The 24,009-nt window shown below is 35.9% G+C and carries 22 protein-coding genes and 1 pseudogene; 21 read left to right on the forward strand and 2 right to left on the reverse strand.

The window, feature by feature from the left end; all coding sequences use genetic code 11:
• Positions 1 to 724 precede the first annotated feature (724 nt).
• From IGJ34_RS02045 to IGJ34_RS02105, 13 genes and pseudogenes are all read left to right on the forward strand, one after another.
• On the forward strand, positions 725 to 2,053 hold the full coding sequence (locus IGJ34_RS02045; protein ID WP_430597999.1) for a hypothetical protein: 1,329 nt from the start codon (positions 725 to 727) through the stop codon (positions 2,051 to 2,053).
• 605 nt (positions 2,054 to 2,658) lie between these two features.
• Complete coding sequence (locus IGJ34_RS02050; protein WP_430598000.1) at positions 2,659 to 3,168, forward strand: hypothetical protein; 510 nt, start codon at positions 2,659 to 2,661, stop codon at positions 3,166 to 3,168.
• 457 nt (positions 3,169 to 3,625) lie between these two features.
• On the forward strand, positions 3,626 to 4,132 hold the full coding sequence (locus tag IGJ34_RS02055) for a hypothetical protein (RefSeq protein WP_430598001.1): 507 nt from the start codon (positions 3,626 to 3,628) through the stop codon (positions 4,130 to 4,132).
• A gap of 2 nt (positions 4,133 to 4,134) precedes the next feature.
• On the forward strand, positions 4,135 to 4,878 hold the full coding sequence (locus IGJ34_RS02060; protein WP_430598002.1) for a hypothetical protein: 744 nt from the start codon (positions 4,135 to 4,137) through the stop codon (positions 4,876 to 4,878).
• A 217-nt stretch (positions 4,879 to 5,095) separates the two neighbouring features.
• Positions 5,096 to 5,536 carry a hypothetical protein gene (locus tag IGJ34_RS02065; protein WP_258379349.1) on the forward strand — a complete coding sequence of 147 codons (441 nt, stop codon included), beginning with the start codon at positions 5,096 to 5,098 and terminating at the stop codon, positions 5,534 to 5,536.
• A gap of 1 nt (position 5,537) precedes the next feature.
• Positions 5,538 to 6,251, forward strand: a pseudogene (locus tag IGJ34_RS02070) (Mbeg1-like protein); the annotation flags it as partial.
• 180 nt (positions 6,252 to 6,431) lie between these two features.
• The gene (locus IGJ34_RS02075) at positions 6,432 to 6,950 is read left to right on the forward strand and encodes a hypothetical protein (RefSeq protein ID WP_206848448.1); all 519 of its coding nucleotides are present in this window, start codon (positions 6,432 to 6,434) and stop codon (positions 6,948 to 6,950) included.
• Positions 6,950 to 8,308, forward strand: a complete 1,359-nt coding sequence (locus IGJ34_RS02080) for a triacylglycerol lipase (RefSeq protein ID WP_430598003.1) — start codon at positions 6,950 to 6,952, stop codon at positions 8,306 to 8,308. Before IGJ34_RS02075 ends, IGJ34_RS02080 begins: the two co-directional genes overlap by 1 nt.
• Positions 8,309 to 8,327: 19 nt before the next feature.
• Positions 8,328 to 8,639 carry a hypothetical protein gene (locus IGJ34_RS02085; RefSeq protein ID WP_206848452.1) on the forward strand — a complete coding sequence of 104 codons (312 nt, stop codon included), beginning with the start codon at positions 8,328 to 8,330 and terminating at the stop codon, positions 8,637 to 8,639.
• 15 nt (positions 8,640 to 8,654) lie between these two features.
• Positions 8,655 to 8,918: a hypothetical protein gene (locus tag IGJ34_RS02090; protein ID WP_206848453.1), complete on the forward strand. Its 264-nt coding sequence runs from the start codon at positions 8,655 to 8,657 to the stop codon at positions 8,916 to 8,918.
• 27 nt (positions 8,919 to 8,945) lie between these two features.
• Positions 8,946 to 9,338, forward strand: coding sequence for a hypothetical protein (locus IGJ34_RS02095; RefSeq protein ID WP_206834215.1), 393 nt, complete (start codon positions 8,946 to 8,948; stop codon positions 9,336 to 9,338).
• Positions 9,314 to 9,409, forward strand: coding sequence for a hypothetical protein (locus tag IGJ34_RS02100; RefSeq protein ID WP_206834263.1), 96 nt, complete (start codon positions 9,314 to 9,316; stop codon positions 9,407 to 9,409). Before IGJ34_RS02095 ends, IGJ34_RS02100 begins: the two co-directional genes overlap by 25 nt.
• Before the next feature lie 473 nt (positions 9,410 to 9,882).
• Positions 9,883 to 10,128 carry a hypothetical protein gene (locus IGJ34_RS02105; protein ID WP_069654030.1) on the forward strand — a complete coding sequence of 82 codons (246 nt, stop codon included), beginning with the start codon at positions 9,883 to 9,885 and terminating at the stop codon, positions 10,126 to 10,128.
• A 110-nt stretch (positions 10,129 to 10,238) separates the two neighbouring features.
• Here IGJ34_RS02105 and IGJ34_RS02110 read toward each other — a convergent pair whose 3' ends face one another.
• Entirely contained in the window at positions 10,239 to 12,014 is a 1,776-nt protein-coding gene (locus IGJ34_RS02110) for an ABC transporter ATP-binding protein (protein ID WP_069654206.1), read from the reverse strand.
• The gene (locus tag IGJ34_RS02115; protein WP_430598004.1) at positions 12,014 to 13,756 is read right to left on the reverse strand and encodes an ABC transporter ATP-binding protein; all 1,743 of its coding nucleotides are present in this window, start codon (positions 13,754 to 13,756) and stop codon (positions 12,014 to 12,016) included. The genes IGJ34_RS02110 and IGJ34_RS02115 overlap by 1 nt, the downstream gene beginning before the upstream one ends.
• A 98-nt stretch (positions 13,757 to 13,854) precedes the next feature.
• On the opposite strand from IGJ34_RS02115, the gene IGJ34_RS02120 reads away from it, so the two are divergent.
• The 8 genes from IGJ34_RS02120 to IGJ34_RS02155 all read left to right on the forward strand — a co-directional run bounded on the left by IGJ34_RS02120 (position 13,855) and on the right by IGJ34_RS02155 (position 23,994).
• Complete coding sequence (locus IGJ34_RS02120; protein WP_206848461.1) at positions 13,855 to 14,634, forward strand: MerR family transcriptional regulator; 780 nt, start codon at positions 13,855 to 13,857, stop codon at positions 14,632 to 14,634.
• A gap of 59 nt (positions 14,635 to 14,693) precedes the next feature.
• Positions 14,694 to 15,023 carry a thioredoxin family protein gene (locus tag IGJ34_RS02125; RefSeq protein WP_083241760.1) on the forward strand — a complete coding sequence of 110 codons (330 nt, stop codon included), beginning with the start codon at positions 14,694 to 14,696 and terminating at the stop codon, positions 15,021 to 15,023.
• 155 nt (positions 15,024 to 15,178) lie between these two features.
• Positions 15,179 to 16,441 carry a metallophosphoesterase gene (locus IGJ34_RS02130; protein WP_430598515.1) on the forward strand — a complete coding sequence of 421 codons (1,263 nt, stop codon included), beginning with the start codon at positions 15,179 to 15,181 and terminating at the stop codon, positions 16,439 to 16,441.
• A 146-nt stretch (positions 16,442 to 16,587) separates the two neighbouring features.
• The gene (locus tag IGJ34_RS02135) at positions 16,588 to 16,965 is read left to right on the forward strand and encodes an OsmC family protein (protein WP_069654025.1); all 378 of its coding nucleotides are present in this window, start codon (positions 16,588 to 16,590) and stop codon (positions 16,963 to 16,965) included.
• A 77-nt stretch (positions 16,966 to 17,042) separates the two neighbouring features.
• Positions 17,043 to 18,683 (forward strand): peptide ABC transporter substrate-binding protein, encoded by a 1,641-nt coding sequence (locus IGJ34_RS02140; protein ID WP_430598005.1) that lies wholly within the window; start codon positions 17,043 to 17,045, stop codon positions 18,681 to 18,683.
• A gap of 185 nt (positions 18,684 to 18,868) precedes the next feature.
• Positions 18,869 to 20,803 (forward strand): heavy metal translocating P-type ATPase, encoded by a 1,935-nt coding sequence (locus IGJ34_RS02145; RefSeq protein ID WP_069654023.1) that lies wholly within the window; start codon positions 18,869 to 18,871, stop codon positions 20,801 to 20,803.
• Positions 20,804 to 21,202: 399 nt separating this feature from the next.
• A complete protein-coding gene (gene licT / locus IGJ34_RS02150; RefSeq protein ID WP_206834210.1) occupies positions 21,203 to 22,036 on the forward strand; it encodes a BglG family transcription antiterminator LicT in 834 nt (277 codons plus the stop codon).
• Positions 22,037 to 22,131: 95 nt separating this feature from the next.
• Positions 22,132 to 23,994 (forward strand): beta-glucoside-specific PTS transporter subunit IIABC, encoded by a 1,863-nt coding sequence (locus tag IGJ34_RS02155; RefSeq protein ID WP_069654021.1) that lies wholly within the window; start codon positions 22,132 to 22,134, stop codon positions 23,992 to 23,994.
• The last annotated feature ends 15 nt before the right edge of the window (positions 23,995 to 24,009 follow it).

Raw genomic sequence — 24,009 nt, forward strand, 5'->3', positions numbered from 1 at the left:
TAGAAAAGTCAATGTTTAGAGAAGCTAGAGTGAGTATTTTCTAATCTGGATGTCAAAGAAGAAAAGTGCTTATTTTCTTTCAAAAAACTAATCTATTTTAAACGGATTGAACAAGGAAAAAAGGTTTAAACATCTACGAAAAACTTCATATAGGATTTCGAGAACGTGATAAAGTGGTCTTTGAACGGGTTACGAGCGGGCAATTTAATGATCTGCTTTGTTTGATAGCGATTTGGACGAAGAAATGAGAAAACAAGGGATAGAGTTCAAGTCTCAATAAAATAAGAACAGTCAACAATTCAATTATACATAATGGTTTTGTAAGAGGAAGTAAAGCGGAGTTGAGATTTGCAAGTTTTCTAGCAAACTAAAATCATTTCAAGGAGAAAAAGATTTGCCATCATTATCAGTACAAAATAAGCGAACTTTAGAGCTGATAATCATGCATTAGTCTTTGGTTGAGTCTCAGTGTTTCTAATCGGAATGGGGCTTAACATCGTAACTCATGCTTTAATCCAACCGTATATCGTGAATCCAAATAACCCAGCAATTTTGGTTAAGAGAAGGGTGTAAGCTTAACTCAAAAAATAACTAGACCAACTTATTTCTTATGGTAAACTAATAGTTACGGGAGGAATCAAAAAATAGTTTTAATGATAAGTAGGGAGGAATTGGTATCATAAAATTTAAAAAGTTAACAAAAACAGCGGTGTTGTTGCCGCTCTTGATTTTTATTGCAACATTTATCTATGGATTATTGAAATTTGATGTTTCAGGGAACACGTCCAATCAGCCATACGGATTGATTTATTCTTTTGTGGTACTACAATTTGTTTTTATTGGTTATATCGTTTCATTTGTCATAAATGGAATTGTGGCGGTCTTTTTTTTGAGAAAAATGAATCAAAAGGAGCCACAAGTTCAACGTTTAATCAGTATTTATGTAACATCTTGGCTTTTATTACTCGTTTTATTTTGGAAGATTGGCTATTCTGCTCTGTTTCCGTATACGACACTGTTTAATCCTGGAACGATTGGTGTAGGGCTAATGGTCTTTTTTGTAGCTGTGACGGGGTGGCTAGTCGTTGATCGGTCAAGTGATTTCACGAGTGATAAAGTAAAATCTGTTCGTATAAAATCTGTTGTTTTTGGCGGAACGCTTCCAGTTATTCTTATAATTTTGACTGTTGGAACACGCTTAGGCTTCCTTACACAGGCTCAAAATAATCGAAATGATGAATACCAACAAGTGATTGAAGAAAAGCTTCATAGTGTTGGAACAAAGGGCGAGGTACAGATTGTCAAAGCATATGATTCTTCAAAGTCGACCTATGTTCAGTTGGATTATGCTGTAACGCAAGCAGGTATTTCTGTATCTGCCAAAGGTGTTTTAGAACGCTCGAATCAAAATGATAAGTGGGAGCTAACAGATAGTACCTTGACTACCTATGACAACTCGATTCAAACGATTCTTCAAGTACCAGCCTATTCAAAAGAAGCGAAAGCATTTCTGGATGGATTTTCAGAAGAAGTTGAAAAAAGTATTGTTAAGAGTGGATTAACAAAAGAGATAGGGCTAAATAAACCACTTGAAAAAAATGAGATTCGAACAGCATATGACTTACCTTATCTAGCTTATAACAATGAGAGTAATACTAAAAAAATAAAGCAATGGGCGAAAGAAAATAGTCAATCTACAAACAAAAAACAGGCAGTCTTTGGTGGGTATGCATCAGTGACAGTCGAGCAATTGATGAAAAGCCAGATGATCATTGCTAATGTCCCGATACAATATCCTTATGTGGAAGAGAGTGACCTTGACGAACGAGAAGAAAATGCGTTGAAGTATCGTGATGAAGTCATAAAAAACCTAGATTACTCTAAGTTAATGGATGGGTATTATGAGATAAAGGTAGGATCATCAAACGATTCACAATTGTTTCTTGTAAAAAATCATCAGATGAATGAAGTAGAAGAGTTTTTAAGTAGTTCGATGTTACGTGAACCAACTGATGATTTAGGAAGTTTTGGTTCTGATTACAAAGAATGGTAAGGTATGAAAACTCTTACTAGTGAAGGCAGAACAAATAACTACATATCGTGTGTTTATTCCAAATTAATACTGTACAGAAACCAAATTAGAAAAAAAACAATGGATATGTGTAGAAAAAAATGAGCTATTACATGTATATTGCTACAATAAAAGCATAGAGAAAATTCACCGCAAAATGACTTCTCTATGCTTAACCAAAATGGCTCATAAGAGCAATTTCTCATGGAAATTATAGCATAATGTAAGAAGAAATATTATGACATGAATTTGTTTAAAGAGTGAACGAATGTGCTAGCTATTACTTCAGCTTTAGCTTTCATCTTTGCATGGAGTAGTCCATAACTGACTAACTTAAAATAACAAATGCCGTCACTGTACTTCCTTACTTTTCACAATCTTTTTGAGTTGAGAAGTGAGGATTGACGGAGTCTTGTTAGGTAGACCAATTGACATTGACAAAGAGAGCCCGCTTATCGCTTGATAGGCGGGCTACTTTGGTTAATCGGAATTTGAGGTTAAAAAACAATTTTTTATAAATATTAGATGAGTTTATTATTTTAATGCCTGTTCTATAGTTAACTTACTCTTACGTTAAGGAGAAAAGAATGGAAAAGAAGACACTAATAGCTTTAGGTATAATCATTTTAGTCATTGGAGGCGCATGGTATATGAAACGAGAAAAAGATTTAGCAAAATTACATGATATTCAAACAGATTTAGCTAATTATTTGTATAACAACTATCGGTTATATACTGTAGATAAAGACAAAGATGACAAATTAAATTCAGAATATAATAAGGGGGAAGGGAATTTAACTACTGAAGAGTTTCTAAAAAAATCAGATGAACTCAAAGAATACTCCGATATACAAAAAATAGAATTTACTAAGTTTTCTATTGGACCAATAAAAGGATTAGACGTTAATTTTGTAATTAATAATGTGTACCCTGACGATACGACATTAAGTACCATTTCTGCAGAAACAGGGAAATGGTTGTACAGCTTCAATTCTATGAATACCCGAAATGGGTATGTTTTAGAACGAAAAGAAAAAAGCACTGACAAAAAAATGGCTGAAGAAAACATTATCTACAACAATAAAGGGGTGGAATAATTATGGGTACGACAGAAAAATTGCCCAAAAAAATTGGTTGATTACAACAAATTATCGAACGAGTCTTATCAAGTGAAACATAATAATGTTCAGACAGGTGATCGACTAGTAGACGATAAATATTTAGTTTTGTACACCATTACCACAAACTAAGATACCTTAAAAGCAGAATATACCCCAAGAGAAAATTAGTTTGGCGAATCAGATGGGGAGTAAATTCACCACGCTATTGAAAAAAATTATGGTCAAAATAGGCGAGTTAGTCCAACTAGACCAAGACTTAGAGAAACAACTCGCTTAAATTCAAAGGGAGTGAACCCAACATGAGGAATGAAGACCAGGCACTAGCAGAGTACCACCAAACAAGGCGACAGCTTGTTAACGGTCATTGTTACGTGGTTTTATGAATCTAATCGCTATGTTATGATTATCTTACTTTTACTTTAAGGAGAAACGAATGAAACCAAAAAAAAACATAGTTCTAGCTTTAATAATTTTAGTAATCATTGGAGGAGCATGGTATATGAAACGAGAAAAAGATTTAGCAAAATTACACGATATTCAAACAGATTTAGCCAATTATTTGTATAACAACTACCGACTTTACACGTTTAACAAAGAAGAATTAGATCAATTAGATAAAGATTATGACAATGGAAAAATGACGTTTCCTGAATATTCTAAACGTGTAGATGATATAGCTAAATACTCAGATATCGAAAAAGTGGAATTTACTAAATTTTCTGTTGGACCAATGAAAGATTTAGTCGTTAATTTTAAAATCAATGATGTGTACCCTGACGATACGACATTAAGTACCATTTCTGCAGAAACAGGGAAATGGTTGTACAGCTTCAATTCTATGAATACCCGAAATGGGTATGTTTTAGAACGAAAAGAAAAAAGCACTGACAAAAAAATGGCTGAAGAAAACATTATCTACAAGAATAAAGGGGTGGAATAATTATGGCTAATATAGGAAAACCACCACAAAAAGAGTTAGACGATTATAACAAATTATCGAAAGAGTCTTATCAAGTGGAAAGTAATAACGTTCAGACTGGTGACCGATTAGTAGAGGATAAGTATTTAGTTTTAGATACGGTAGACACAAATAAAGATGTCCTAAATGGGGAAAATAACCCAAGAAAAAATAGTATGCAAGCTATGGCTGTGGCTGAAATTAAAGATAAGTATAAGAATTATGAAGATTATGAACTCAAAGATCTCAAAGGCTATCCTGAATCAGTCGTAAAAAAAGACGTAACCATTATCTATGCAGGAACAAGTAGCTTGAAGGATTGGACATCAGATGTCATAGAAATTGGACTAGACGCTAAGTATAAGAATGGGGCGTTCTCTTCATCGATAGATTACGCCCAAGAAATTGAACGGAAGTATCCAAAAGAAAATGGCTTTAACATTGGAACTACAGGTCATTCATTAGGTGGTGCAGAAGCCATTTATGTTGCGGTATTATTAGGCTACAATGCCTTCACTTATGGTGCTGCTGGTTCTGGCTTAACAGCCGAACAGATTAAACAGTACAAAGGGACGATTGTGAATCTTTTCGATACAAGGGATACTGTGACGAGTGGTGTGTTGACTGGTGGTCGGAAAAAAATCCCTTTTTTGAGTATGGGTATCGACAATCCATGGTGGAGAACCGCTGGTCATTCATTAGATCAGTTTCAAGTAAATAAAAAATAGTAAGAAAATGAAATAAAAGTTAGTGATGTTTGGTTAATTGAGAGTATGTTGACAATATAGCACCGATTGTACACTCTAATTATTGTTAATAGGTAGTCTTATGAAGTCAATAATTATGTTATAGTTAGCTTACTCTTACTTTAAGGAGAAAAAGATGAAAAGAAAAACCCTCATAGCGTTAAGTATAATCATTTTAGTCATTGGAGGAGTATGGTATATGAAACGAGAAAAAGATTTAGCAAAATTACACGATATTCAAACAGATTTAGCCAATTATTTGTATAACAACTATCGACTTTACACGTTTAACAAAGAAGAATTAGATCAATTAGATAAAGATTATGACAATGAGAAAATGACGTTTCCTGAATATTCTAAACGTGTAGATGAAATAGCTAAATACTCAGATATAGAAAAAATAGAATTTACAGGATTTTCTGTTGGACCGATGAACTCGCTAGAAGTGAGATTAATTATTAATGATATTTATACTCTTCGTGCATCGTCAAATACAGTATCGGCAGAAACCGGAAAGCTTATATTTGATTTCAATACTGGAAAAGGGCAAAATAATTATTTTTTAAATGAATCAGAAGAAAGTAGAACAGATAAGATGCCTGAAAAAAATATTATTTATGATAATAAAGGAGTAAAATAGTATGGCAAAAAAGAAAGAGCTGAATGATTTCAATGTTCTTTCCAAAGATTCTTATGATGTGGAATCTGGAGAAATTCAAGTAGGTAGTACGGTTGGTAAAGATAAATATTTAGTTTTGGACACCATAGACACAAACAAAGATACCTTAAAAACAGAATCTGCCCCTAGAAAAAATAGTATGCAAGCTATGGCTGTGGCTGAAATTAAAGATGAGTATAAAACAGAAAAAAGATTAGAAAAGGTATCCGGCTATCCTAAATCAGTCGTAAAACAAGACGTAACCATTGTCTATGCTGGCACAAGTGGCTTGAAGGATTGGACATCCGATGTCATAGAAATTGGACTAGAGGCTAAATATGAGAATGGGGCGTTCTCTTCAGCGATAGATTACGCCAAAGAAATTGAACGGAAGTATCCAAAAGAAAATGGCTTTAACATTGGAACTACAGGTCATTCATTAGGTGGTGCAGAAGCTATTTATGTTGCGGTATTATTAGGATACAATGCCTTCACTTATGGTGCTGCTGGTTCAGGCTTAACAGCCGAACAGATTAAACAGTACAAAGGGACGATTGTGAATCTTTTCGATACAAGGGATACTGTGACGAGTGGTGTGTTGACTGGTGGTCGGAAAAAAATCCCTTTTTTGAGTATGGGTATCGACAATCCATGGTGGAGAACAGCCGGACATTCATTAGATCAGTTTCAATTGGATTATTTTTGAAATTTTTAATTAGGTGGTAAGAAAATAAAATGAAGGTTGTCAATGTTTAGTTGATTGAGAGAATGTTGATTATACAACACTAATTTTATACTCTAGATATTGTTAATACGTAGTTTTATGAATTCAATAATTATGTTATAGTTAAATTACTCTTACTTTAAGGAGAAACGGATGAAAAAAAATGCATTCATAGCTTTAGCTATAATAATTTTAGTAGGCTTAATAATTGGAGGTAAATGGTACATGGACAGAGAGAAAGACAAACAAGAGTTAATAGAGATTCAAACTGATTTAGCTAATTATTTGTATAATAATTACGTACTATCTACTATTGACGAAAAACAAAAAAAGAAAATATTTAACGAATTTAATAATGGAAACGGTAATTTAACGGAGTCTCAATTTTTTGAAAAATTAGAAGAAATGGAAAAAAAGATTAGTATTGAAAGCGTTGAATTTACGAATTTTTCAGTTACTCCAATGAATACAGTTAAAGTTTATTTTAAACTAAACAATGTTTATGAAGATAGTGTTTCTCTAGATACTGTTTCGGCAGAAACTGATAAATTAATCTACAATATAAGAACACTCTCAGGAGAAGGACCTTATTATCTTGAGGAGAAACCAGAAAAAATAGAAGCTAGTATGCCTACTCAAAAAATTGTTTATTATCACGGGACGGTGAACTAATGGATCAAAATAGACAATTTTCTGATCAAGTTTATCAAGTTGAAAACGGAAATGTACCAGTTAATGAACGATCACAAAATAAAGAGTATATCATTCTAGATAAAGTAGACACGAATAAAGATAAAATTGGTACAGATAAAGCTCCAAAAAACAACAGTATGCAAGCCATGGTTGTAGCAGAAATTAGGGATGAATATAAGGATAAAAAAACAGAATATTTGAAGCAAATACCTGGGTATCCTGAATCAGTCGTAAAAAAAGACATAACGATTGCCTATGCAGGAACAAGTGGATGGCAGGATATAAAAACCGATGTCCGAGAAATCGCTCAAAATGACAAACATGCAAATGGTGCTTTTCAGTCTGCTTTAGATTATGCTAATGTTATTGAGCAACGTTATTCTAAAAAAGATGGTTACACTATTTCTACTACAGGACATTCATTAGGTGGTGCAGAAGCTATCTATATTGCTGTTTTAAAAGGATATAATGCTATTACATATGGTGCTGCTGGTTCGGGTTTAACGGATGCACAGATTAAAAATTATAAAGGGGTTATTGTTAATATCTATGATACATCTGATACGGTAACTAGTGGTTGGATGACTGGTGGTCAGAAGAAAATACCATTCTTAAGTATAGGCATCGATAATAAAGGGTGGAAGTTATTTGGTCATTCAAGAGATCAATTCAAAGTAGATAAAAAAGGGAACTATATCAACAAATATGGCGATATCGTGGTTTATTCTGATTTGAATGGTGGTATTTCAATTGAACAAACCCTTCTAGCGCAAAGTATTGTTGAAAATAAGATGCAAATGCGCAGATTAGAACAGTATGGTGTACATAAAAGTAGCAGTAAAAAAGAGTACCAACAATTAAAAAAAGAAAATGAGTGGCTTCAAACTCAAATTGATAGTTTTACCAAATTGAACGTTTTACGTAAAAAATTTACTGCTAGTGGTGGCGGTTTATCTGGAAATGAACAAATCTATTTAGACGATAGCCAAGCTCTAACCATTGTAAAGCTTGCATCTTCAAAATTTGAACTGGCAATGGAGAACGTCGTAAAGCTCTATAAAGATGCCGTTAGGGAATTAGAAGAAATATGGCAAGAAGGACGTTCGACGATTCAACGTAATTGTCCTGACTTATCTTATGGTGAAGTTTTAGATGCTATGCAGGCAATGGGTTGTACGGAACAAACAATGGTGACGATTCCTTCACAAGAATTTCAAGAAAAACTAAGTTTAGCACATCAAATGAGTAGTAAATTTAGTACCCTAACCAAAGATATTACTGCAAAAATAGGTGAATTAGTTCAACGAGACCAAGAATTAGCGAAACAACTCGCCTAAAAAAGGGAGAGATACGAGTATGGATCAAGAAGAGCAAGCATTAGCGGATTATCAACAAACGAGACGACAACTTGAAGAAGAATCTGACGCATTGACAAGAATTAGGCGACAAGCGGAACAAGCAACGAATGATACCTATTCTGAAATGCAACGGCAAGTACAACGATTTGGTGAAACAAATGAGCCTATGGAATGGGCAAGACGTGAGCTATCACGTCTTGAAGAAGATTTTTTCTCAGAATTAGACAGAGAGAAACGGACCCTTTCGTTAAAAGAAGACGAAGCAGAACAAGCCTATCGTAAAAAACTTCAAGAACAAATGAAGCCGTAAAAGGAGTATGATTACGTGTTAGAAGCAATCGAAAAACTATTAAAAGAATATAAAAAGAATTTACAAAAGATGAGCGCTCAAGCCACTGCAATGGCACTTGTTCAAAAAAAAGATAGTCTTGTGAAAAAAACAAAAAAATCTGGAGAAACGGAATCAGAAAGTGCAAAAAGTTCAATTACTTCTGCAACAAGTGGTCTAGGTGATGTAGTAAAAGGGCAATTTGGAAAAAAGGTCACACAAGTGTTAGACCTGCAAGGGAAAATGCTTGATAAATTTTAATTGGAATTAAAAAAGGGAGACGTTCTAGTGGCGGATAAAGACTTAGAACAACGTCAAAAGGTTCGAGAACGGAGTAAAAAAAGTTGGATTGAAATTTCTAAGAATGTAAAAATGGAAACCAATTTTTTTACGGATTGCCTAGATAACGATTGGGAGCGAAAAGCGACCGTTCGGAAACAGGCAACAGCGCTCGGCAGAGCGCACCTTTACATCGTAAAGTATAGTACGTTTATACTCTACGTGGAAGTGATTCCGAAATACAACTGCCTTGTTAGGTGTTCGGATGGGGAGAAAATGGCCCAAATTGTGGCGCGCACGGAAAAAACGAAACGTGAAAATTCAGGTGGGATACAACAACATAATCAAGAGAAACGGACAATCATTCAAACAAAGATATCGACGTTACTTGTTCGTATTTAAATTACGACCTAGTAAATACCAATGCAATCGAGTATCGAGAGAAAATTCAAGAAATTATTAACAGCGATTGAATTTTTTTCGAGACCGCCAACACGGAATCTTTTTTCAAGATGCCCTTGATTATTTCTCAGAACGTTGGAAGACCGATTGGATTGCCACAAAAAAAGATATATCAGAGTTTACTATGCGGTATGAAGTACGTGATACCACTACTTACGAGCCTAAATTGATTATGGTTGATGAGTATACTCCCAAAGACTATCGAATGAATTTTCGAGAGATTCTCCACCTGTTCAAAAAAAAGACCACTATACATGTAATTGTTCAATTTTTTTCTACATGTATCCATTATTTTTTCCATGCTACTGCTTTTCACTATCCATATCTACACCCAGCAGTAATAAAGAGGGTTTAGAAAAGGGCATTACTGGATGAAATGGTCCAGACCTACCTAACACAAGAATAAAAAACGGAGGAAAAAACAATAGAGTTAAATGATATAGACTCACTATACAACCAACTAAAAAAAAGAAAAGAGGACTACGTGTTTTCAGGTGAAATCGTTGAACGATTACCAGAATTAGTTAGTCATTGTCCAACAGAAGTTGATCAATTCGTTTGGTTTTCTGGCGGTATTCTTTTTTGGATGATTCATTGGAGATCGCAGCGTAAAATGTATGAAAAAATTGGAATCAGTAAATTAGAACAAAAGATTATTCGTATTTTAGGAGATTATGAGGTTCTGTTTAAAAACGGCTATTGTGTTTTAGTTCGAAAAGCAGATTGCTAAATAGCGTAGTACGTAATAATCATTTTTTATACCGAAAAAAGATACTAAGAGTAGAGGGGAGGATCATCCGTTGATGATTTTACCCTGTGATTCTTAGTATCTTTTACCTCTTATGTCTGTTGAAACTGACTATTGTACAATGAAGCATACAACGAAGGTTTCGCCAACAATTCTTGATGATTCCCTTTCTCCACGATATCACCGTCTTTCATCACTAAAATCAAATCAGCATTTTCAATCGTAGACAAACGATGCGCAATCACAAAGCTAGTTCGATTATTCGTTACTTCATCCATCGCTTTTTGGATATGCGCTTCTGTTCTAGTATCCACGCTAGACGTTGCTTCATCCAAAATAACTACAGGAGGATTTGCCAAAATGATTCTGGCAATCGTCAAAAGTTGTTGCTGTCCTTGTGACAATGAGCCGTTTTCACTAGAAATAATTGAATCATAACCGTTTGGTAATGTTCGAATAAAATGATCACATTGTGCGATTTTAGCGGCTTCGACCACATCGTCTCGCGTCGCATCCATTCGTCCATACGCGATATTTTCTGCAATTGTTCCTTCAAATAACCACGTATTTTGTAAAACCATCCCAAACATCGCACGTAGATTTGTTCTTGAAAGATTTGTGATATCTACGCCATCAAAGGTGATCCGTCCTCCATTTAACTCGTAAAAACGCATCAGTAAGTTCACTAACGTTGTCTTGCCAGCACCTGTTGGTCCGACAATCGCGACCATTTGTTTTGGCTTTACGGTGAAATCAACTTGCTTCATCAAAATTTTTTCCTTAGTATAACCAAATTGAACGTTATCAAAAGCTATTGCACCAGTTGGGTGATCGATGGATTGCACGTTCGCTTTTTCTGGAACATCATCTTCTGCATCTAAAATCTCAAAAATCCGATCGACGGCTGCTAGCGCTGCTTGAATGGAGTTAATAACATAAGATGCTGTAGAAATTGGTTCAGAAACTTGATTGATATATTGTAGATATGCTTGAAGGAGCCCAATCGTGATACCACCTTGTAACACTAAGAGTGCTCCGATGATTGCACTGACAATAAAGGCTAATTGATTGATCAAACGAATCGCGGGATAAATCGCAAAATTCATAAATTGAGCATTCAAAAATGCGTTGTAATGTTTTTGATTTGTTTCAGAAATAATGTCTTTTGCGTGCTCTTGTTGGTTGAAGGTTTTTGTCACTAAATTCCCAGATAAAAACTCTTCTGTTTTATTATTTAAAATCCCAAGTTCTGACTGACTTGCTTCGGCTAGTTTCTTATTTTTATTGGCAATTTTACCAGTTAAGAATGAGCTTCCGGCAATCAGGACAACGACAACCAAGGTTAGTTTTACATCAATGTAGAACAACATGATCCCAGCAAAGACAATCGTTGAAATCGAAGTGAAGAATTGATTGATCCCTGTTAGGAAAACTTGTGACAATTGATTTAAACTGGTCGTTGTTCGACTGAGAATATCTCCAACTTGATGTTGATCAAAAAACGCCATCGGTAATGATTTAAATTTTTTCGTGACTTCTTTTCGGACTCTTAATGTGATCCGTTCGCTTAAAGAAGCCATTACACGTTCTTGCGTATAAGACATCAAACTACTGATGATCGAAAAGACAACCAATATCAAAACAGGCATCAATAACGCTTCTTGCACCATTGGAAATGTGATGTGACTAACTCCATGAGTCTTGATTAGCATAAGCAAATCATCAATAGCAATCCCCATAATGAAAGGCATAGCAATGACCAAGGCATTCCCAACTAAACTACATAGAATTAGACCGAAAAATATAGGGCGTTCAGGTCGAATCAATTGAAAGAATCGTTTCAGTGTTTGTTTATTTACTTTTTCCATCATGACTGTGCTCCTTCTATGATAATCCCTTGTGAGCGGGCAAATTCTTGATACGTTTTATTCGTTAGTAATAGTTGATCGTGGGTTCCTTGTCCAACGATTTTCCCTTCATCTAAAACGATGACCGTATCGGCTTGTTGAATCGTGCTTAGTCGTTGAGCGACGATCAGTAGAGTTTTATCGGACATTTCATCTTTTAATGCCAGTCTTAATGCAGCATCCGTTTTATAATCAAGCGCTGAAAAACTATCATCAAATATATAAATATCCGCAGGTTTGATCAATGCGCGAGCGATACACAACCGCTGTCTTTGCCCTCCAGAGAAGTTGGTTCCGCCTTGTGCCACAAACGAATCATAACCGTCTTCTAATGTATTGAGATAAGGAGAAAGTTGCGCAATTTCAGCTGCCCGATCCATATCAGCTTTCGTTGCCTCAGGATACCCCATCAATAAATTACTTTTAATAGTTCCACTAAATAAAAAGGCTTTTTGAGGAACATAACTGATTTTAGAGCGTAATTCTTCTTGTGTAACCGTTCTGATATCCACCCCATTAAATAAAATCGCCCCTTCTGAGACATCGCTCAGTCTTAACAATAATTTGGCAACCGTACTTTTACCAGAGCCAGTTCCTCCGACAATGGCAGTTGTTTTGCCATTTGGAATGTTGAAATGAATATTTTCCAAAACAGGTTCATCTGCTTGATCATAACTGAACGTCACATGATTCAATGCGATCAAAGTATCGTTAAGGTCAGTTTCTTCAAGCAAAACAGGTTGGTCAGTATCGAGAATTTGATCTTGGGTGTTTAAAATTTCTTCAATTCTTTTTACTGAAGCAAGTGATCTAGGCAACATTACTAAAACCATTGCAGCGATCATTAAGTAAGCAAGAGTTAGTAAAGAGTATTCAACAACGGCAGAAACCGTACCAATTTGCAACGTGCCAAGAGCCACTAAGTTTCCGCCAAACCATAAGATTGAAGAAAAAACCACACCCATTAACAAGAAAGCAACTGGCGTAATAAACGCAAAAATGCTATTGACTCGAATCATGCCGTTTGCATAGTCAGAAAATGTTTTATTCGTTCGTTCTTCTTCATACTCTTGATTGTTAAACGCACGAATCATATTGATTCCAGTAAAGAATTCACGTAACGTCACAATGATCTTATCCATATTTGGCTGAATCGACAGTGAAAGAGGAGTCCCTTTTTTCATCAAGATATACACAATCAAGCCAAACGCTACAATGGCAATCAGTGGAACTAAAGCGAGCATTGCTGAGTAAGTAAATGTCATATAAAGCGAAAAGACTGCAATGATTGGTGCCGGTAAAATCAATTGTAGAAACAACACAATCATTTGCTGAATATTGTCAACGTCATTTGTCATTCTGGTCAATAGGGAACCAGTCCCAAAATAATCGGCATCTTTAATAGAAAATGTTTGTAGTTTGCTGAAAAACATCTCCCGTGTTTCTAAGCCAAATTTAGCGGCTACTTTAGCTGAAAGATAACTGCCAGCAATCGCTGAGAGCGCACCAAATAAAGCCATTGCGAACATTTTAAGCCCAATCGTTTTGATAGATTGTTCATCACCACTTGCAATCCCTACATCGATCAATTGCGCTACTAGTAACGGTACACCAAGTGTTCCAATAATTTGTAAACATAAACAAAGAACTGTCGCTAAAATAAGTGTCAGGTTCTTTTTAATGAAAAAATGAATGATCTTCATTTAAATTCCTCCTTTTAAAGACTCAAAGGGAATTCTACACCTTCAAGTTACTTGAATGTCAATGATTTTCGTTTATAATTAAAATCGGAGGTGAGGGTATGGAAAAAGAGAAGTTATTAACTGTGGGGCAAGTAGCTGAAATCATGAAGTTACCAAAATCAAAAATCCGTTATTGGGACGATATGAACTTACTGACATCCTCCAGAAATAGACAAAACGGCTATCGGCTGTTTGATATGGAGGATATCCTGACGATCAGTGATATTGATTTTTACCGTAGGCTCGACATTCCCATTAATAAAATGACGAATCTTTATCGAAAATCACCAGAGGAATTATGGACGATATTAGATGAAACTGAAACACGTGTTGCAGCAGAATTAGCAGAACTAAAGAAAAAAAAGCAAGGGATAAAGCATAGAAAAGATCAACTGTTGAGTTTGATCGAGTTAAAAGAGAAAGAGTTTAGTGACGAACCATTAGATGTAGAACGGATCATCCCAATTGATTTAAGTGATCCAAACGAATTACAGACCTACATTGATACGCCATCAAGCTTAGTCGTTTATAGCGACTCTATCCATGAAAAAGAGCTCATATATGGATTTGCGGTAACCACCAAAGAATTTGTGGAAGAAGAGACGATTTGGCAACAACCAGAGCAAGTGGAATACCAATACAAACAATTCCTACTCACAATTAAGTCAGATGATCCGTTAGAAAATAATTTTCAATCAATAAAAGAGAAATTAGAAAAACAAGGGTATCAAACAGGCACAATGATTGGTCGTTATATCATGACAGCAGAGGATCAAGATGGATGTTATAGAGACTATTATAAAACGTGGGTCGAAGTAAGTAGGGGATATCGGGCATAAATATCGTAAACTTGCTAAAATGGTGCTATGATTTAGCCAATCACAAAAGGATGATATCAATGGAAAAATTACAAACAATTCAAGACGTAGTAACCTTTATCAATGAAACTCACTTTGCATTTTTATATGTATCACAAGAAGACTGCTCGGTGTGCCATGCGCTTAGGCCAAAAGTGACAGAGCTCTTAAAAAGCTATCCCAAAATCAAAGTAAGAGAAGTGGAAGCAGATAAAGTCAAAGCGATTTCAGCTGAATATTTGATTTTTTCAGCACCAACGTCCCTTTTTTTTATCGATGGAAAAGAATATCTTCGTGAGGGAAAATTTGTTCAGTTTAAAAAATTAGCTAATGCAATAGAGCAGATTTATTCCTTTGAAGAAATCCATTAAAGCTCTTATTACTCTCTCTCACTTTATTTTAGTCAACTAAATAGAGTGAGAGCTTTTTTGCATAAAATCAAGTGGGATAATAAAGAATGGAGAATGAATGAATAAAAAAAAGGCTGGCGTTTATTTTACTCGGCGTAATAGCGATAACAGCGGTAATCGTTTATTTTGGCAAAGAGACAGAACAAAGTGAAGAAAGGCTATTTAAAAAAGAAGCCATTGAATTTTGGGTAGTAAGTGATCCTCATTACATTGATAAAAGCCTAACAGATACAGGTTTAGCCTTCAAAAAAATCAAACAGACGGCAGCAGGCAAAGAATTGGATTATCAAAAAGAAAGCTGGCAAGCCTTCATCGGAAAAGCAATTGAACAAAAGCCAGATATGCTGGTCATTACGGGCGACTTAACCTTAAATGGGGAAAAAATCAGTGCGGAAAAGCTAGCAGAACAACTCAAACAACTGACAAAAGAAGGGATCAAGGTATTTGTAATTCCAGGAAACCACGATGTCAATGATGGCTGGGCTAGAAGATTTGTTGAGGAGAAGCAGGAAAAAACGGAGTCCATCTCAATCGCTGATTTTAAAGAAATTTTTGTCGATTTTGGGTATCAAAATGCTATGAACTACGACAAAAATTCATTAAGTTACTCCGTAGCAGTCAATCAAACATACAATTTTCTTTTTCTTGATTCGAATATATACCCCGATGACAAACAACCGCAAACAAGACCTACGACGGGAGGAACAATCCGTGGGAAAACAATGAAGTGGGTTAAAAACCAACTAGAAATAGCTAAGCAAGAAAAGAAAAAAACATTGGTTTTCGTGCATCACAATGTTTTTGCTCATAATAAATTGTTATCAAGCGGTTTTGTCCTCAATAATGCAAAAGAATTCAAACAACTTTTAGTAGACTACCAAGTGCCTATTGTTTTTTCTGGTCATATTCATGCGCAAGATATTATGTCTGAAACAATCGATGAGCACCAATTGACGGAAATTGCGTCCAGCTCTTTTTCGATTGCCCCTCAAGGCTATGGTGTAGTGAATTTAAAAAATGACTCATTTGAGTACCAAAAATTAGAAAACGCACATTCGGTTTCTGAGATAAAAGAGTATCCACAATACATAAAAGAACGTTTTATAAAGGATGGGGAGCATTTAGGCTACAGCCAATTAATTGATGCAGGATTATCAGATAGTAAAGATTTAGACATTGCTGCTGAATTCGTTGGTCGAGTAAATTATCGCTTTTTCTCAGGTAATGATTTTATAACGGATAAAGAAGTAGAAAAAATCAAAGCGGAAACGGGTTATCAAATTATCAGTAAAAATAGCACATTTTTAAAAGAATACATCGATTCGATCATCCAAGATACAAACCAAAATGACAATCGATTGAAGAAAAATTTTGATTAATTTGTGTTTAGAATGTTTTTATTGATAGCTTTTGGTTATCATACCTGGGAATAAAGTATTATCCGTTTCTTAGGTTTTGTACTATCATAATAAGATAAAGCAAAGGTTAAAAAAATGAAGATAACTTCAAGTAGAGGAGCAAAAAAATGGAATTGATTTCAGGCGAAAAAGGATTTGAATTGGTACATGACAGTGGGAATTGGGTATTAAAAAAAGAGATTGGTTTTTCTCCAGTTGAAATGTTAGTGGCATCTATTGGTGCATGCGGAGCGTACGTTTATGAAAAGATATTAACGAATTCTCATATTGATTTTTCTATTGAAACAGTAGCAATCTCTTATGAACGAGCAGAAGAAAAACCAGCGAAACCTTTGAGTCGCGTCGTTATTGCTTTTTCGATTCGGGTTTCAGATGAAGCACAAGGAAAAGCAGAGCGCGCCTTGAAATTGATTGGCAAAAATTGCCCAGTCATGCAATCGTTAGATCCAGCAATAACGGTGGTTGAACATGTGATTTTTGTTTAGTTGATTGATTGCGTTTCACTGGCTATTTTCGGCTAAATAAACGCATGACACTTTTAAGTGATACAAGGAGGAACAGAATGAAAAAGTTCATTACGATTACTACTCTGGCACTGTTAGTTTTTATAACAGGTTGTAACTCAGCTAGGAAAACAGAATCGGCTGAATCAAAAAAAGCAATCGTTCATTTTACCGAGCCAGCTGAACTGCTAACGCTTGATACAACACAAGAAGAGGATTTCACTAGCTTTAATGCTCAAAATCAGGTTTTGGAAGGGCTTTATCAATTAAATGAAAAAGATGAAACGATACCGGCTGTGGCCAAAGAACTCCCAAAAATCAGTGAGGACAAACAAACGTATACGATTGTTTTGAGAGAGGATGCGAAATGGTCAAACGGGGACTCGGTCACGGCGAAAGACTTTTTATACGCATTTAAAAGAGCTGTAACACCAGAAACGGCTCCATCATATGCTAGTCTATTCGTTTCTTCTATAAAAAACGCCAATGCCATTTATCAAGGAAAAATGGCTCCAGACCAACTTGGGGTAGAAACACCTGACGAGCATACATTGGTGATCCATCTAATCAAACCGATTCCTTACTTCACTTCCTTATTGACATTCGAAACCTTTTTCCCAATCAATCAAGCGTTCGCGGAGAGACAAGGGAGTAGCTATGGGACGTCAGCTAAAACAACGCTTTATAATGGTCCCTTTGTGTTGGAAGGGTGGGAACAAAATTTCGATACGTGGACCTATGTCAAAAATCAAAACTATTGGGATAAAAAGAATGTGCACGTCGATGAAATCCAAACGACCGTTGTAAAATCAACCAGTACAGCAGTCAATTTATATCAAACAGACGAACTTGATCGAGTGATATTAGATGGAGAATTCTCGAAACAATATAAAAATGATTTAGATTTTCAAAATCAAAATGATACAAAAATGGGGTACCTGCGCTTTAATCAAGCGCAAGGCAAGCTATTAGAAAATCAAAACTTACGGAAAGCAATCGCTTTAGCAATCGACCGTGATACGTTCGTAAAAAATGTTTTAGGAGACGGCTCTATTGCAGCAACGGGATTTGTTCCGAAAAATTTTGTTCAAAATCCCAAAACAGGTGAAGATTTTCGCAAAGAAAATGGTGTGCAACAAACATTTGACAAAGATACAGCACAAAAGGCATTTGCACAAGCGAAAGAAGAGCTGCATAAGACCGATATCACACTCGTTTATTTAACAAAAGATACAGATACAGAGAAAAAAACAGCTGAATATCTAGCGAGTCAAATCGCTGAAGTACTACCAGGCATTAAATTTGAACTCACAACCTTGCCAAGTAATAACTTGCAGGAACGCTATTTATCTGGCGACTATGATATTGCGTTTGGTCAGTGGATGCCTGATTTTAAAGATGCAATCACCTTTTTAGATATGTTTGCTTCCACATCAGGTTTAAACCATGTCAATTACAAAAATCCTGCCTATGATCGTTTGATTCAAGCAGCTTCAGATACAGATGCGGCAGAGGAAGAAAAACGTTGGTCGGATCTATTGCAAGCGGAACAGCTTCTATTAGCAAAAGATTACACGATTGCTCCAATTTACCAACAACAAACAGCATTGTTGCAAAAGAAAAATATCAGCGGTGTAGTAAAACATAGTTTTGGCTCACCATACAGCTTTAAATACATTCAAGTAGACGAATCAAAATAACTAAAAGACTAAAATAAAAGGATGGAACCTTTGTTTTAGTCTTTTTTTGCACTAAAATTTTGGTTTTCTCTTGACACATGAGCGGTCGTTCATGTATTATAGCTATATGATATATGAACGGTTATTCATTTGAAAAGGACAAGATGTATCTTTTCAGAAAATAACCAAAAAGGAGGATGAGTATAATGGAAACAATGAAAGCACACGATCACAATTGCTCAAACGAAAAAGGGCATGAACACGATCACGACCACGGACAATCCCCCGTTATTTTATTTTTTATAGGATTAGCTATTTTTAGTATCGCGTTCTTTATCAATAAAGGATCTTTAGTACAGAACATTCTTTTTGTCAGTGCAATGTTATTATCTGGGTACCACATTATGGTAGAAGGTATAGTGGATACCATGACTGAATCCAAAGAGCAACGAAAGTTTGTACCTAATGTTCATATTTTGATGACCTTAGCTGCTTTTGGTGCGACCATTATTGGGAATTATGAAGAAGCGGCATTACTGATTATTATCTTCGCAGCAGCACATTTTCTTGAAGAATATGCAGAAGACCGCAGTAAACGAGAGATTACCAATTTACTTAAACTAAATCCAACAGAGGCACGTCTGATTCAAACAGATGGGACTGTGAAAATTGTCGACGTGGCAACATTGAAGGTCGGGGACCAACTGCAAGTGCTAAACGGTGACCAAATTGCGACAGATGGCATTATACTATCTGGACAAACGTCTATTGATGAATCTTCTATCAATGGTGAAAGCATACCAAGAGAAAAAACAGTTGGTGACGAAGTATTTGGGAGTACAATCAATGGCAGTGGTACATTTACCATGGAAGTGACAAAAGACAGCAATGATACCGTATTTGCTAAAATTCTTCAATTAGTCAATCAATCGCAATCTAATTTATCCAAAACGGCTACTAAAATCCAAAAACTAGAACCTTATTACGTGACGATCGTTTTGATTGTCGTACCGATTTTTATAGTAGCGGGGCCTGCCCTATTTAATTGGACATGGGATGAAAGTTTTTACCGCGGTATGGTATTTTTGATCTCTGCATCACCATGCGCACTAGCAGCGAGTGCTGTACCCGCAACATTATCAGGAATTTCTAACTTAGCTAAAAGAGGTGTTTTATTTAAAGGTGGTTCATATTTAGCTAACTTAGCTACAATCAAGTCTGTCGCTTTTGATAAAACAGGCACGTTGACGAAAGGTAAACCATCCGTTACGGACGTTTATTTCTTAACTGAATTGGCACAATTATCTGAGCAAACGTGTATCGATATCATTGTTGCTATGGAAAAAACAGCCAATCATCCGTTAGCAAATGCAATCTTAAGCCGATTTAATGCGACAGCCGATTTGACATTAACCGTTGAGAATGAAATTGGGAAAGGCTTGGTAGCAGAATACCTAGGTGATACTTATCAAATCGGTAAACCTGAAATTTTCGGTCAAGTTAGTATACAAATTAATGCTTATAATGAACAATACGCAAAAGAAGGGAAAACCGTTGTTTATTTTGCTAAAAATAATGAAGTGATCGGACTGATCGCTATGATGGATGTACCAAATGAAAATGCGAAAAATGTAATCAGCTATCTAAAAACACAAGGGATCCATACCACGATGATCACTGGAGATGCAGAATTAACAGGACAAGCGGTTGGACGTCAAATTGGGATCGATGAAGTCGTTGGAAATGTCTTACCAGAAAATAAAGCTGCAATCATTAAAGACCAACAAGTGCGATTTGGCAACGTAGCGATGCTAGGTGATGGTGTCAATGATGCCCCAGCTTTAGTCACTGCGGATATCGGTGTAGCAATGGGTGAAGGGACAGATATAGCAATCGACGTAGCAGATGCGGTATTGATGCAAAATGATTTGACCAAATTCAGCTATGCTCATAAAATTTCTAAACGGTTAGATCGAGTGGTGTGGCAAAATATCCTCTTTTCCATGTTGATAGTTGTTCTATTGATTACGTTGAATATTCTAGGAAAAATGGATATCACAATCGGTGTTATCGCACATGAAGGAAGTACACTGCTCGTGATTTTAAATGGATTACGCTTGTTGATTCCGTCAAAAGACTAGAGAAAAGAAAGGTGAGACAAAAGTGCTCAATTCTGAGAACTAAGTAGAGATTGTGCAAAGTTAATTCAGTCTTCATAATATGTCTTGGAGATTCAAGCATATTTCCGAATTTAGCACATTGAATTCGTTATGATTGAAGCGGCATACTGTTTATTCGTATTTAGAGAGTTGGACGAAATGAATGTCTAACTCTCTTTTAAAAAGAGAGCATTTTTTATATTGATAGCCCTTCCAATATTTGTTATGCTAGTTTTCAAGTAGCAGATGTTATTACTTTGGGTAAGCATGTTGCAACTCTTTAATTTTTTAACTGGATGTTATCACGAAAGTGAGCAAGACCTATTTGCACCGTTATTTGACGACGGGTAAATGGGATTTTTTTGTAATCGGGGACTTATTATGATCATAAAACGAGTACTAAACAACAATACAGTTATTTCGAGCAATAGTAAGGGTGTAGAAGTTCTTTTAATGGGAAAAGGAATCGCTTTTGGACAGAAAAAAGGTCAACCTGTTGATCTGGAGCGGGTTGAAAAAACTTTTTTATTAAGAGATAAGGCTACACAAAATAAATTTACAGAGCTATTGATAGATGTGCCGATGGAGCATATCCTAGTAGCGGAAAAAATTATTAATTTCGGCAAAATCAAGCTCGGAAAAAATTTAAGTGAAACAATTTACGTTAATCTGACCGATCATATTCATTCAGCTATTGAGCGTTATCGAGAGGGAATCATCTTGAAAAATCCTTTGAGATGGGATATTGAGCGTTTTTATCCAGATGAATACGTGGTAGGAGAAAAGGCGCTGGAAATCGTTCGGAAAGAACTAGGTGTCGAATTTGTTATTGACGAAGCTGCGTTTATTGCTATTCACTTTGTGAATGCTGAGCAATCTAAAAGTTTTGATTCAGCGTATGAAATCGCAGAAATTACTAAAACTATCGAAGACATCGTAAAAAAGGAATACAATACAGAATTTGATGAATCCTCTTTAGACTATTATCGCTTTATAACCCACGTTAAATTTTTTGCCCAAAGGTTATTAATTGGAGAACATTATGAAGATGAGGATTCTGAGTTGCTTGATACACTCAAGAAAAAGTATGAACTGGAATATCGCTGTTCATTAAAAATCAGCGAATATGTTCAAAAGGCGTTTGATTACTGCTTAAGTTCGACAGAGTTAGTATATCTTACTGCACATATCAGAAGAATTACGAAAAATTTATAACCAAATAGGATTGTTATCCATTAGGAGCATGACCTAAAGCAGTACCCAAAAGCGGGGCTGTTTTAGGTCTTTTTTACTTAGAAAGGATGAAAAAAATGAACTATAAAGATTCAGCAAAACAAATTCTCGACTTAGTCGGAGGGGAACAAAATGTACAGTCAGTGACGCATTGTATGACACGCTTACGTTTTGTTTTACGCAATGAAAGTTCCGTTGAAGATGTCCAGGTCAAAGAAGTTCCAGGTGTGATGGGTGTGATGAGAAAAGGTGGTCAATATCAAGTTATTATGGGAAACGATGTTGCATCTTATTATAAAGAGCTAGAAAAATTAGGACATTTCAGCAATCAAGCACCAACTGAAAATAGTGGGGAAAAGAAGAATTTATTTGAGGCCTTTGTGGATGTAATTTCAGGTTGTATGTCACCGCTGATTCCTGCGATGTTAGGTGGCGGAATGATCAAAGTATTATTGATCTTGTTACCATTAATAGGGATTTTAGATGACAGCAGTCAAACATTTGCGATTCTATCGTTTTTTGGTGATGCACCATTTTACTTTATGCCAATCATGCTGGCTTTTACAGCAGCGCAAAAGTTCAATGTGACACCAATGCTAGCGGTCACAGTAGCTGGAATTATGCTACATCCGAATTTTGTTGAGATGGTCAATCTTGGTGATCCAGTCCACTTTTTTGGATTACCAGTAACGCTTGCATCATATGGCTCCTCGGTGATTCCAATTTTGATCATGGTTTGGTTAATGAAATATATTGAGCGTTTCTTTGACAAAATTATTCCTAATGTGATCAAAAGCTTCACAAAACCATTACTTATTTTATTGATTTCAGGACTTTTAGCGTTGGTCGTAGTCGGACCGTTAGGAACATTTGCAGGACAATTGCTGTCATCTGCTATTATTTGGATCCAAGGAAAAGCAGGTTGGTTAGCGCTAGGTTTAATGGCGGCCTTTATGCCATTGATCGTCATGACTGGTATGCACTGGGCTTTTGCCCCTATTTTCCTAATTGCTTCCCCAGCAACTCCTGATATTTTGATTCTTCCAGCAATGTTGGCGGCAAATTTAGCGCAAGGGGCGGCAGCTTTAGCTGTTTCTGCTAAAACAAAGGATAAAAATTTAAAACAAGTGGCTGCGGCTTCTGGTATTTCAGCGTTACTAGCGGGAGTGACTGAGCCTGCACTGTACGGTGTAACCTTAAAATACAAAAAACCATTATATGCTGCAATGATTTCAGGGGCAATTTGTGGTGTGTATATGGGAATTACTGGGTTAGAATCCTATGCATTCGCTGTGCCATCATTGGTCGCTTTACCTCAATTTATCGGGGGACAAGATAACGGAAATATTATCAATGCGATCGTGGTAGCAGGGATTTCAATTGTATTAACATTCGTTTTAACATGGATATTTGGAATTGATGAAGTAGAAAAACACGAGACGGAACAATCAGTTAAGATTTCAGAAGCTGTAGAAACAGGTAGTAACGACCCAAAAAAAATTTATGCACCGATGAAAGGACAAGTGATTCCTCTAGAACAAGTGAATGACGCTGCATTTTCAGGAAAAATGATGGGAGAAGGCGTTGCGATCATCCCAGAAGAAGACACGATCACAGCACCTTTTGATGGTGAGGTAACTGCGTTATTTCCGACAAAACATGCTATTGGTTTAACAAGTGAAAATGGTATCGAAGTTTTGATCCATGTAGGAATTGATACAGTAGAATTAGCAGGAGAGCATTTTACCGCTTTTGTTGAAACCGGAGAGAAAGTAAAAAAAGGACAAAAAATTCTGGCAGTCGATTTTGCCAAGGTGAAAGAAGCTGGATATGACACAACAACACCAATTGTTGTTACGAACACTGATTCATATATCGATATTGTAGCAAAGGAAATAACTAAAACGAAGAGTCAAGAGACGATTTTATATGTTGTATAAAAAGAATAAAGGAGA

Source organism: Enterococcus sp. AZ177 (assembly GCF_050544585.1).
GTDB classification, from domain to species: domain Bacteria; phylum Bacillota; class Bacilli; order Lactobacillales; family Enterococcaceae; genus Enterococcus_L; species Enterococcus_L plantarum.